Annotated in this window: 10 protein-coding genes and 1 riboswitch; of the genes, 4 read left to right on the top strand and 6 right to left on the bottom strand. The window is 41.7% G+C overall.

Annotated features, from left to right (window positions below; translation table 11 throughout):
- Nucleotides 1-103: 103 nt before the first annotated feature.
- The 4 genes from BS636_RS02390 to BS636_RS02375 form a co-directional block, all read right to left on the bottom strand.
- Nucleotides 104-1,270 (bottom strand): acyl-CoA desaturase, encoded by a 1,167-nt coding sequence (locus BS636_RS02390; protein ID WP_099337347.1) that lies wholly within the window; start codon nt 1,268-1,270, stop codon nt 104-106.
- A gap of 511 nt (nt 1,271-1,781) precedes the next feature.
- The gene (locus BS636_RS02385) at nt 1,782-2,495 is read right to left on the bottom strand and encodes a glycerophosphodiester phosphodiesterase (protein ID WP_099337346.1); all 714 of its coding nucleotides are present in this window, start codon (nt 2,493-2,495) and stop codon (nt 1,782-1,784) included.
- 145 nt (nt 2,496-2,640) lie between these two features.
- Nucleotides 2,641-3,225 carry a cob(I)yrinic acid a,c-diamide adenosyltransferase gene (locus tag BS636_RS02380; protein ID WP_099337345.1) on the bottom strand — a complete coding sequence of 195 codons (585 nt, stop codon included), beginning with the start codon at nt 3,223-3,225 and terminating at the stop codon, nt 2,641-2,643.
- A gap of 91 nt (nt 3,226-3,316) precedes the next feature.
- Nucleotides 3,317-5,179: a TonB-dependent receptor plug domain-containing protein gene (locus BS636_RS02375; protein ID WP_099337344.1), complete on the bottom strand. Its 1,863-nt coding sequence runs from the start codon at nt 5,177-5,179 to the stop codon at nt 3,317-3,319.
- A 37-nt stretch (nt 5,180-5,216) separates the two neighbouring features.
- Nucleotides 5,217-5,435: riboswitch (cobalamin riboswitch) on the bottom strand.
- 145 nt (nt 5,436-5,580) lie between these two features.
- On the opposite strand from BS636_RS02375, the gene BS636_RS02370 reads away from it, so the two are divergent.
- The 3 genes from BS636_RS02370 (at nt 5,581) to BS636_RS02355 (ending at nt 9,098) form a co-directional block, all read left to right on the top strand.
- Nucleotides 5,581-6,222, top strand: coding sequence for a phosphoribosylanthranilate isomerase (locus BS636_RS02370; protein WP_265735296.1), 642 nt, complete (start codon nt 5,581-5,583; stop codon nt 6,220-6,222).
- Nucleotides 6,206-7,435, top strand: a complete 1,230-nt coding sequence (gene trpB / locus BS636_RS02365) for a tryptophan synthase subunit beta (RefSeq protein ID WP_099337342.1) — start codon at nt 6,206-6,208, stop codon at nt 7,433-7,435. The genes BS636_RS02370 and trpB overlap by 17 nt, the downstream gene beginning before the upstream one ends.
- Nucleotides 7,436-8,105: 670 nt before the next feature.
- The gene (locus tag BS636_RS02355) at nt 8,106-9,098 is read left to right on the top strand and encodes a DUF2804 domain-containing protein (RefSeq protein WP_099337341.1); all 993 of its coding nucleotides are present in this window, start codon (nt 8,106-8,108) and stop codon (nt 9,096-9,098) included.
- Nucleotides 9,099-9,157: 59 nt separating this feature from the next.
- On the opposite strand, the gene BS636_RS02350 is transcribed toward BS636_RS02355, so the two are convergent.
- Nucleotides 9,158-10,036 (bottom strand): metal-dependent hydrolase, encoded by an 879-nt coding sequence (locus BS636_RS02350; protein ID WP_099337340.1) that lies wholly within the window; start codon nt 10,034-10,036, stop codon nt 9,158-9,160.
- Between the two features lie 143 nt (nt 10,037-10,179).
- Between BS636_RS02350 and BS636_RS02345 the strand changes: the two genes are divergently transcribed.
- Entirely contained in the window at nt 10,180-11,223 is a 1,044-nt protein-coding gene (locus BS636_RS02345; RefSeq protein ID WP_099337339.1) for a helix-turn-helix domain-containing protein, read from the top strand.
- 43 nt (nt 11,224-11,266) lie between these two features.
- Here the strand turns inward: BS636_RS02345 and BS636_RS02340 are convergent, their stop codons facing one another.
- Nucleotides 11,267-12,601 (bottom strand): Na+/H+ antiporter NhaC family protein, encoded by a 1,335-nt coding sequence (locus BS636_RS02340; protein ID WP_099337338.1) that lies wholly within the window; start codon nt 12,599-12,601, stop codon nt 11,267-11,269.
- Between the last annotated feature and the right edge of the window lie 221 nt (nt 12,602-12,822).

Below are 12,822 nucleotides of genomic sequence, written 5' to 3'. Positions count from 1 at the left end.
TTTAGTTCACTATAACAAAGAATGTTAATGAAAACTGTTGATCATTTTTGACTAGTTAAAAATAAAAACGCCCCGAATTCGGAGCGTTTGTACAGTATTTAAATTATTCAGATACTGGTGTTTTTTTCAGATTACGTACCAGCAAATTCAATGTTTCACGGTGATGAGACAGACGTTGCTCTACCAGTTGGAATTCAACTTTAAGCTTGTCATCCATCTGATGAATTTTCTCAGCAACCGCTGCCTTTTTCACTTGAATTTCTTTTTCTTTCAACTTAGCCCAGTCATTCAAGGTCTGCGTGAAAGCATCATATTCAAGAGCAATCTTGCTTTTAACATTGGCAATGTCTTCATTGACATCATGACCATACACTGCCAAATCTTGCTCGGCATATTTGAACTTCATCGCCAGTTCAGCTTTTTTGATATTAAAGCTTGGAATACGACGTAGATTTTTCGCCAAGCCTAATTTGGAACAAGTCCAAATTAACCATTTTGTTGGATCATACTGCCACCATTTCACACCATTACGGTAATCATATTGGAAGATATGATGATAGTTATGGTAACCCTCGCCCCAAGTTGCAATAGCTAACCAGAAGTTATCACGTGCTGTATTTTCATCTGTATATGGACGTGATCCCCACATATGACACAATGAGTTAATAAAGAAAGTCACATGATGGCTCAGGATCAGACGGACTAAACCGCCGAGTAATAATACACCCCAGACATCGCCTACAGCCCAGCCAATTGGTAGCAGAATAGCAGCATGCACAGCAATCACCAGCGGTACATAGTACTTATGCTGGAACATCACTACTTTGTCATTCTGTAAGTCAGGTGCATTCTTATAGTTCGGTTCTGCTGCAGGATAATCACGTAGCATCCAGCCCAAATGCGCATACCAAAAACCATTGTTGATAGAGTATGGATCTTTTTCGACATCATCAACATGGCGGTGATGGGTACGGTGACCTGAACCCCAATACAAAATACTGTTTTGTACAGCAAATGTACCCATGATCATCAGAATGATTTTTAATGTTAAAGTCGCTTCATAAGCACGATGTGCCCAAAGACGATGGTAACCCGCTGTAATACCGAGGCTACTAACGCCAAGTAAAACAAACATACTGATCCAGGCAGCAAGACTGAAATCATAGTGATACGCATACAACGGAAGTGCAATAACAGCTACGATTGGTAATACAACCAGAGCAAACATGGCAACCCAGTTAATTGGGGCTTGAGGTAAGGGAGCATTCATCTCCAACAGCACTCCTGGTACCTAGGAAGATGTTTCTGAACCTAGGAAGATATATCTAAAAAGCCAAATCCTCTACGATTTATAGGGGATTGAACTTATGCATATTAACATGGGCAATAGGGTGGCACTAGCTTTATTGCACAGCTGTATTGTACTTATGAGTAACAGAATAATTAAAACGAAATATGACATTTTTAAGCTGTGACTGGGTGCAATTTTTGAGGGTTAAAATGAGGAATTTAACCAGTTAAAAATCAGAAAATTAATATTTAGTTCATGGATGTATCAGAATTATTCATATAAGGATAAAGTCTCTATAACTGGTTATAGAAAAGCTATGAATAGCCACGAAAATCGGACTGAGCTTTCCTAGAAGACCTTCATAATGAGTACATTGTTAATAAGATTAGATACAGATGTATAGCAATGTGTTTACTCGGCTGTTCACTAGTTCACAAAAAAAAATTAAGCCCCTTAATTCTAAGGAGGCTGAGAAAACATAAATTTTATTTTAGAGCTGCTGTAGCATAAGTTTAGGATAATCAGTGATTAAACCTTGTACACCTAAATCACGCAATTCTTTGGCACGCTCAATATCATTGACTGTCCACACACTGATATTCAGCTTGGCAGCTTGAGTCGCCTTAATCATATCTTTGTTGGCTAGTTCATTCATCCAACCGATTTGACAACAGCCCAGTTCAAGTGCTTGATCAATGGCTTTGTTTTTAAGGTCAGTTTCAATTAATAGCCCACGTTTAAACTGTGATTTTTGTTGTTGTAGTGCCGCATGAATTTTGGCATCAAAACTGGTGATGATGGCTGAGTGTTCAAAACCTTTGAGTTGTTGCTGTAATTCCAGTGTGAGTTGCTCTGCGGCAGCTTCGGAAGTAACTTCTTTGATTTCGACTTCAATATGATCAAAGTTCTGAATTACATTTAAAGTCTGATTGAGCAGAGGAGTTGGTTCAACCCGATTCCAGTCAGACCATTTCACTGCATGGTTGTATGGAGACAGCTCTTCACGGCTACATTCATAGAGAGATTTTTTCTGACCTGTAGTACGGACAAAATCATCATCATGCATAATAATCAGAGCATTATCTTTGAGTTGACGTACGTCAAATTCAACCGCGCGTATCCCAATATCTTGAATATATTGGAATCCACCGAGAGTGTTTTCTGGTGCTTCCCCACGCGCACCACGATGGCCGATTATGCGCATGTTGTAATAACCCCAGAAAATAAAGATAAATACATGGTGTCGAATAGATGTGACGAAACAATGACGATATTCTGCGCCTGAAATACTTTGTTGCAAAGATCGCTGGCGCAGATTTTTCTGGGGAATTTAAGAAGTTTTAGCGGTTTTATTGATCAATGGTTTCATTGATATTTTTTTGCCAAAGCACCTCAGAGCCACTTTCAGCGCGTTGCAAAGTACGTGAAGCAACAAATAACCAGTCTGATAGACGGTTCAGTAACTGAAGTGATGTGGCTTGAATATTCTGGTCACGGCTATGCACAGACATGACACTACGTTCAGCACGACGGCAAACTGCACGTGCCTGATGAGCAAAGCTACAAGCCAATGAACCTGCTGGCAGAATAAAGTCTTTCAGCATTGGCAAAGCTTCGTTCATCCGGTCAATGTCATTTTCTAAAAAATCAATTGATACGGGTTGAACTAGATTAAAGCCGGGAATACAGACTTCACCTCCAAGGTCAAAGAGCCAGTGTTGGATCAGGCTGAGAGATTTATCCCAAGTTGCTTTATCTATAATTGAACTGACTGCAATTTGTGAACGTAATACACCAATTGTTGCATTGAGTTCATCGACATCACCTAAAGCAGTAATACGCAGGTCGTCCTTGGCAACGCGTGAGCCATCACCGAGACCTGTAGTGCCTGAGTCGCCGGTACGAGTATAGATTTTACTTAAACGGTGGCCCATATAGTTTCCTTAATATTCTGATATCTCAATTTAAAAAGGATAATGCCATAAGCAGGACATTATCCTCAAAAGTATTTAGCTAAAAGGGGATTTAGTATTTAAAGGTGACACCGGCAGAGGCAAGGCGACCGCCGTTGATATAGTAAGTACCATTCCCACCAAAATATTCTGTCTCATATTGGACATCACCAATATTTTCAATATTTGTGAAAACTTTGACAGATGGAGTGATATTCCAGTAAGCATTTAAATCGATAGTGGCATAACCTGGATTTTTGTATCGGCTGTCCCAGCTTTTGGATTTTGAGCTTCCAACAACTGAAGCACTCAAACCATATACTTCTTTTTGAATACCTGTTGAAAGCGTAACTTTTTGACGTGGTCTTTTTTGTAGATCTTCTTTGAGGTCAGCATCTTTTGCCTGTACATAAGCATAAGATGCATTCAAGAATAGATCATTTGCTTTCCATTTATAGGAAAGTTCGCTACCAGTGAATTCTGATTTATTCACATTCACCAATTTCCCCGCTTTGGAAGTGATTAGGTTATCTACTTCATTGCGGTATATGGATAAACCTAGGGCCGAATTATCTGTAAGTTCTTGATCCAAACCTATCTCATAAGCAAAGCCTTCTTCTGGTTTTAAATCTGGATTTCCACCCCAGCTGAGTGCATATAAGTCATTCATGCTTGGTGCTCTAAATGAACTGCCAATATTGCTATATATACTAGTTGATGGGGTTAAATGATAGCGGATAGCACCTTGGCCTACAGTATGCGAGCCAAATCGTTCGTTATCTTCTACACGAATTCCGACTTGAGTCTGAATTTTGTCAGTCTGATATTGGTGTTGAGCAAAGTAACCAGTAGAGTTGATCTTTTTATCATAAAAGACATCTTCCCCAGGGTAGAAAACACCATTCCATTCATATCCTTCTCCCTGAGAAAAGGTATCAGCTTTCATCTGTTTATGTGTGATGCCGGCCAAAATATTTTGTACAGGTGTAAATTGCCATTTGCCATATAATTCAGCTTCTCGAGCAGTATTATGGACAAAATCCGGTTTATTGAGCTGATCTAAATCATCTTTGAATTGAGAGAGATGGGCAATTAATTCAATATTTGATGAAATCTGAGCTTTGCCTTTGAGGTTAATAATTTCATTTTTAAAATCTTGAGAAACAAGATTTCCATTTAAATTGTAAGCACCATTTCCTTCATTTTGGCTGTAATCTAAAGAAGTTGAAAAATGCTTTTTATCTACACCAACTTTGGCACTGTAGCCTTTCTGATCATAGTTATACTTACGGTCGTCATTATTCAAAATAATATCGCCATCTGACTCAAGACGTTGGCCACGGATTTGAGCATAAAATCCATTTTCAGTGAGGTCAGCTCCAACAATTGATTTATAAGTGTTATTTTCACCCACTTCACCTGTAATAAAACCTCCAGTTTTATCAGGAGTTTTAGAAACGAGTTGGATTGCACCACCAATTGCATCAGTGCCATATAGAACAGAAGCAGGTCCTTTTAAAATCTCAATCTGTTTTAGATCTGTCGTATCAACAAATTGAATAGAAGCAGAGCCTTGAGATGGAGTATTTAGACGAACTCCATCACGCATGATTAGTGTGTGATCAGATTCAGTTCCGCGTAGGAAAATAGAAGCCTGTTGCCCGTGACCGCCCGTTTGTACCATATTAATGGAGGCATCATCGATTAATAGGTGAGGCAATGATGCGATAGGAGATTGTTTCAATTTTGTTGGTTCAATGACATTGATCCGTGCAGGCACATTTTCAATTTTTTCTTCAGACCGTGTCGCTGTAACGACAATTGTATCTAAAGAGGCTTTCGCTACTTTTTGCTCTGCAGCATGAACAGAAGATGTGAAACCCAACGCAAGTGCGATCGAACCCGCTAAGGCAGCAGGCTGAAATTGAATAGTCATGATATGTGCTCCATACATTCACTCCCCGTGAACGATTGAGTTAAAGAACACAACAAGCAGGTATCCGGACTTAAATGTGCAGGGCTATTGCCATGCTGCCAATCCACCTTCCCACATATTCATATTTTTCTATGCAGTGGTGTAAACCAGAGGTTTAAATTGATTGACGTTTCATTTTTACCGTTGCGGGGGCAGTGCTGGATTTACACCAGCTTCCCTAAAGCAGGAGGCTTTGACTTGTTGCAAGGTGAGCGCAGTATAAGATGAGCATCTCATTTACACAATCTGAATAAATAAATATCAGATCGAACTTTACGCAAGCCCTATAAATTGCTTTACAATGATTCGCTCAATTTCATAGATCGGCTATGACATTGAGAAAATTTTCGAGCCAAATCAATATGCGAACCCGTGCCAAAATTTGTGGAATCACCCGAGTTGAAGATGTACATGCCGTAGTGAATGCCGGCTGTGATGCGATTGGATTTGTATTTTATCCACCGAGCCCACGCAGTGTGACATTGGAACAGGCTGAAACACTGGTTCAAGCAGTTGCAGCTTATGTACAGGTAGTGGGTTTATTCGTAAATAGCAATGCCGATGAAATACAGACTATTTTAAAAACGGTGCCGTTAGATATTCTGCAATTTCATGGTGATGAAACACCTGAACAATGTCAGACGATTGCCAAACAGGTGGGACGCCGTTGGTACAAAGCCATTCAGGTCAAACCGAATCTGGATGTAGTGGCTGAAATTCAAAAATATCAGGATGCAGGCGCAAGCGCAGTGCTATTAGACGCATGGCATCCTGACCTAAAAGGTGGAACCGGGCATAGCTTTGACTGGGCCACATTCCCTAAACTCAATATTCCTTTGATCTTGGCAGGTGGTTTAAACCCTGACAATATCGAACAGGCAATTCACACCACACAGGCGTACGCCGTCGATGTGAGTGGCGGTGTCGAGTCCGCAAAAGGTATTAAAGACCAACAACTCATAGAACGCTTTATGCAAGGAGTCCATCGTGGATCAGCAAAATAATGTGATTGACTATACCCAATTCCCGGATGAACGCGGGCATTTCGGTATCCATGGCGGACGTTTTGTGTCAGAAACTCTTATGGCAGCTCTGGAAGATCTGGAGAAGCTGTATTTCCGTATGAAAAATGACGAACAGTTTTTGGCAGAATTCGACCGTGACCTCGCTTACTACGTAGGTCGTCCAAGTCCGCTTTATCATGCTGAGCGATGGTCTAAAGAGTTGGGTGGTGCGCAGATTTACTTGAAGCGTGAAGACTTAAACCATACCGGTTCTCACAAAGTAAATAACACGATTGGTCAGGCATTGCTTGCGAAACTGTCAGGTAAAAAACGTATTATTGCGGAAACTGGTGCTGGTCAGCACGGTGTAGCAACTGCAACTATCGCAGCACGTTTAGGCCTTGAATGTGTCGTGTTCATGGGTGCTGAAGATGTGAAACGTCAAGCCATGAACGTATATCGTATGCGTTTACTGGGCGCGACTGTGGTACCGGTCGAAAGTGGCTCTAAAACCCTGAAAGATGCCATGAATGAAGCGATGCGTGACTGGGTGACTAACGTCGACTCTACTTACTATGTAATTGGTACGGTTGCAGGTCCACACCCATATCCACAATTGGTACGTGATTTCCAGTCGATCATTGGTCGTGAAGCACGTCGTCAAATTCTGGAGCAAGCTGGCCGCCTTCCAGATGCATTGGTTGCTTGCGTGGGTGGTGGCTCAAATGCGATGGGCTTGTTCTATCCATTCCTGAATGATCAAGACGTGAAAATGTACGGAGTTGAAGCAGCAGGTCATGGTATTGAAAGTGGTAAACATTCTGCACCATTGAATGCTGGTCATGTCGGTGTACTACACGGTAACCGTACTTATCTGATGTCTGATGAACAAGGTCAGATCATTGAAACACATTCGATCTCTGCAGGTCTGGATTATCCAGGTGTAGGGCCAGAACACAGCTTCTTGAAAGATATGGATCGTGTGAAATACGTACCAATCAATGATCAAGAAGCACTACAAGGTTTCCGTGATCTTACCAAGATTGAAGGTATTATCCCTGCGCTGGAAAGCTCACATGCCATGGCATACGTAACTAAACTTGCTCCGACTATGGACAAGGACCAAATTATCATTGCGACTGTTTCAGGTCGTGGTGATAAGGACTTGATGACTGTTGCACGTATTGATGGCGTGGAAATGGTTGAGATGTAACTTCCTTTAAGCCCTCTCCTCGCAGGAGATGAGAAGAACAGCTTCGCAAGGGGAGAGGTTATATTTAATAAAAATCGTGTTGAAGCAATTCGGCACGATTTTTTTATGAACCTTAGAATTATGTGAGCGAATTTCTTCTAGTAATAAGAATATTTAGAAGACGACATGGATGTCGTCCGTTGAGCAGCATTACAGGGAGGTAATGTCTGCTCAACAAAAAGCCTTTGGTTACTTTGGGCTTTTCCAAAGTAACATTAATATTGGCTGCTTATTAGCTTTAGATTAAGGCTAATGCACTTCAAAATTTGGATAGATTTTCTTTCCATCCCTAAGTGTTATTTACTTTTGACGGGGTATGAGGAGCATGTCTCCGCAAGACTAAACCCCTTTGTTTGTCAGAGGATACATCCTGTATCCCTGACAAACGAGCGACATCCGTGTCGCTATCACGTGTCATAGAGAGCTAACTAAAAAATATTGAAACCTTTTTATTCTTCTTTCTGATTTCTTTAAAGTAGGGTCTTTAAAAAAGAATAAGATTCAAATGAAATCAAATCCTTGCTCATAATTTGGCGATAAACGGTATAAAAAATTCCTTATCAAGACTAAGGAATTAGCATAATATTGAACCCGGCTGTATAAACTCTCCTACTTATATGGAATGCCTTACATGGATTTAATTCAGGCAAATGGACAACCACGTTACGGACGTTTTAAAGAAATTCCCAAAAGTATCGATTACAACGCTTATCAGTACAAAACTCCCTATGGACAGGTGGTTGCTGGCTGGCGTAAAAATCTCAAATACAAAAAATTCAAATTCTGTAGTATCCAGCATGAGCATTACAGCATTGGTGTAGCGATTGCCGATATCGCTTGGGCAGGGCATGGTTTTTTCTATATCTATGACCATCAAACCAATGAAGTACGAGAATGGAACGCGATTAATTTCCTGTCACGGCATACGGTTTTAGATGAACAGCCGCTGTTTAATCACAGTTATTTCCATAAATCTCCGTACCAGATCGAAATTCAACATGCCAATGGCGTGCGTTATATCACCGTGACCAAATACGGCGATATCAAACTCAGTGCCCGTATTTTCTGTGCCGGAACTGATCCGCTGAGCATGTGTAGCCCAACAGGAATCAATGGCTGGACTTATACTCAGAAGTTAACAACTTTGGGCTGTGAAGGGCATTTCGTTACAAGACAAGGGCAGACCATTCAGTTTAATGAACGTACCTTTGCTTCACTGGATGACACCTGTGGGTTCTTACGTCCTGAAACTGCATGGTTCTGGCTATCCTGTAATTTCTGGGATGCAAAACAGAACCGGATCGGACTCAATCTGGCTTCAGGCGTGAATGAAAGTTTTGGCAATGAAAACTGTTTGTGGGTGAATGGCAAAATTTATGCATTAAGCGATGTGTTGTTTCAGCAGGAATCAGACAACCAGTGGAGTATCCGTTCACTAGATGACAAGCTAAATCTGCAAGTGACTACGGGCTGGCGTCGTTATGAAAACCTGAACCTGCGCCTCGTAGGTAGCCAGTTTAGCCAGTGGCAGGCAAGGGTATCCGGGACCATTCAGCAGGATAATCAGGAATATGTACTATTGGATGAATATGCTTTACTTGAGCAGCATTACGCTAAGTGGTAATCATTAGTAATAAAAAAACCTTCAATTGAAGGTTTTTTTATTTAGGATATTCTAAATCTTTAATCTTTTGCAGCTTGCCAGAGCGCTTCACCCGCCTGAATCGGATCACCGGTTTCAGCCAGTGTTTTTACCCAGATATCATATTGAGCAATCACCGGATGCTGACTTGGATGAAAATCTTTTTTAAACCAGTCACGATACTGTTTGCTCATCCGGGTCAGTGTGCCTTTTTTACCAAAGAACCATGGCAGGCCTCGGATATTCATCTGCAGACGTTGGCGTGGTGTAAATCCATCATGCTTTAACATCACATTGGCACGATAAATAGTAAAGCCGATCATCAATGCACTGGTCCATGCCAAGGTAAATTTGCGTAGATTTTCCGGTACATCGCCGACCTGTTGCATGACGTCAAAGGCAACATCACGATGTTCCATTTCCTCAATCGCATGCCAGGCAAACAGGGCACGCACATAAGGATGTGCCTCTCTCAAGGTGTCTTTATAAGTATAGAAAGTTTCTGCCATCAGGGCAGTCATATGCTCAGCTGCAGCGGTCATGGCAATATTGTATTGAGGAGAACGTTTTTCCAGTTCGAATTTAAAAATCTTGTTTAACCGCTGAATAAATTGGTCGACTGGCATACCTTGCTGTTTCATGACCTGATTCATCTTTTCATGCGCGATGCCGTGCTGTGCTTCCTGGCGGATAAAGTCTGCCACACGTTTTTGCAGATCAGGATCGGTAATCTTGTCGCGGAATAGACGTACGCTTTGAATGAAGTAGCGTTCGCCGTCTGGAAAAGTCAGGCTCAGCGCATCAAACATACGGGTCAGGAATGGGTCGCCGCCAAACCAGAAGCGAGGAATTTCATCAAGTTTAAAATCAAGATTGGTGCGAACCACCGGTTGTACAGTCGTTTTTAATGGTGCATTCATCTTTTGTCATTCTTGTTGATGTCGATGCTGACAGTATGTCCACCATTACACAAATTGTTTTGACAGTTGTTGCCAATTTTTATACATTTTACGCCAAATGAAAATAAAACTTGTCAAATTGCTGCGCTCATAGAGAATTACATATGCAGGACATAAGAATATCCAATGGTTATATTCAGCTTTGGGCTACGCATCTGCGAAGCCTGAATATAGAGCCGCTGCAAGCTGATTTTCTTCAAGATCTGCATACACCATTGAGCCATCTGATTGATCAGCCTTTTGATACTGAAGTGCCTCTTGAACTATTAAATTTAGTGATTGAGCGAACCCAAGCTCATCTACATTGTCCACAATTGATCTTTGAAATCGTCCAATCCATTCGTCCTGAACACTTTGGGGTATTGGGTTATATGGCCTCGAAAAGCAGCAGTATTTCCGAGATGATCGGTTATATCATGCGTTTTCAACGGCTAGTGGTGGATGGCAGTGAGTTTGTTCCTCTACAAATAAAACAGCATGAATATAGTATTGAATTGTACTGGGATTTTATCCATGAAAAATATCAGTTACTGAATGAACTCACTATTGCAGCAATGGTACAACTGGGTCGTTATATTTTGCAGGATCATCCGCTGGTATTACGCTGCGTTCGATTTGCTCATGCGCCGTTGATGACACAACGGCATTATCAGAAATTCTTTGGCTTAGACGTACATTTTTCTCAGGCCTATTATGGTTTTGAACTGGATCTACATGATCTGAAGCTCAAATCTGAACAGGCGGATCCGATGCTATTGCAACTTCTCATCCGTCAGGCAGAAGAAGCCATTGCTGCCAAATCTTCCAATGAATCAACCTTACAACAGGCAAGAAAAATTATCGCTGATCATCTGCGTACTGAACAGCAAGCGATTAAAATTGAACAGTTGGCACAACAGCTATGGATGTCATCACGTAGCCTACAGCGTTATTTGAGCGAACAGGGCAGTTCCTTTAAAAAACTACTGGAACAGGAACGTATGAAACGCTGTGAGATGTTGTTACAGCAAGGAATCAGTCTGACTGAAATTGCCCAGCAGCTGGACTATTCCGATCAATCAGCATTGGCACGTGCCTATAAAGCGGCAACTGGACAAACTTTGTTGCAAGCACGAAAACAACTGAAAATTGAAGAAGAAAAGAAATAAAAAAAGCGACCCATAAGGATCGCCCATTTTTCACTTTTACTGCTTAAGCATTTGCTTTGAGTTTGGGAAATCTAAAGGCAATTGCTAATACTGCAAAGATGGCTAGAATCCAGCAGTAATACACACCACCAATCAGTTCCACTGGAGATAGCTTGGCAATTGAACAGGCCAGTAATAGCTGAGCGCCGTAGGGAATCAAACCTTGTACCACACAAGAGAAAATATCCATCAAAGCCGCAGAACGTTTCGGATCAACCCCATATTCTTTGGCAACTTCACGTGCCATATCACCAGATAAAATAATCGCAACCGTGTTATTTGCCACAAATAGATTCGAGAATATCACCAAAAAACTAATCCCGATTTCACCAGCACGTTGACGTCCCACTTTAAATAAACGGGTCAGGGCATAGATGCGTTCAATCAACCAGCGCAAGCCACCTTCACGTTGCATGATGGCTGATAAACCACCGAGGAACATGGACAGCAAAGCCACTTCGAACATACCTACAAAACCGTCATAAATTGAAGTATTCAATTTAAGCAGGTCAAATTCTGGAGTGGCGAACAGACCAAACAGGCCAGACAGCAGCACGCCAATCGCCAAAACTGCAAGTACATGCAAGCGGCTAAAGGCCAACACAAAGACGGCGATATAAGGCAGTACCAATAGCCAATTAAAGTCCTTATATTCCACACCACTTGCTGTGCTGGTATGGAAGAAGTAAATCGCAATGGTAATAATTGATGCGGGGACTGCAATCCAAACATTGACCCGGAACTTATCCCGCAGTTGAACTTTTTGGCTGCTGGTCGCAGCGATGGTGGTATCCGAGATCATCGACAGGTTATCACCAAACATCGCACCGCCAACGACAGCCCCAATGGCATGAATCACGGTAATATCGGTGGCTTGGGTAAAGCCAAAAGCAATCGGGGCACAGGCAGCAATCGTACCCATGGAAGTGCCCATTGCGGTGGCAATGAATGCCGAAATGATAAATAGCATCGGCAAGACAAATTCTGGTGGAATCACCGACAGGCCCATTTGCACGGTGGCGTCGACACTGCCAATGGCACTGCTGACACTGGCAAATGCACCGGCCAGCATAAACACCATGAACATCAGGATCAGGTTGGGATGGCTGGCACCTTTAAGAAATTCTTCAATACCTTGGTTGAGTTTGCCGCGATACACTAATGCAGCCAAGATAATCGCAGGCAGAGCAGCAACAGGGGCTTTTACCTGATAGAACGCGAACTCGGTTCCGATCATGGTGTGATAAATCCCGCTGCCTAAAAAGATTGTTAAAAATACAATAAGCGGCAACAGTGCAATGGCCCGTGCCTGCACTGTAGCTTCTGAATCAGTCTGCATAGGAGATAGGAAAGTAAAAAAGTGCGCGTAGTATAAAGCAGGTTTTGCAATTTCAGAAAACTTTAAATATATGCGCTAATACCTGTGTTTTTATTCAGTTTTTGGTGATAAAAATAAGTTTATCTAAACATTCATTATTTTACAGAATAGCGAAATTAGTCATCTTTGATCATTGAGAAAAAAATCAAAATATTCGTAAATACTGTCTTTCGGGTTGTTCT

Source organism: Acinetobacter sp. LoGeW2-3 (assembly GCF_002688565.1).
In the GTDB taxonomy this organism is placed as follows: Bacteria; Pseudomonadota; Gammaproteobacteria; order Pseudomonadales; family Moraxellaceae; genus Acinetobacter.
Note: the sequence above shows the minus strand (reverse complement) of the source record. Positions and strands in the feature narration are given on the sequence as shown.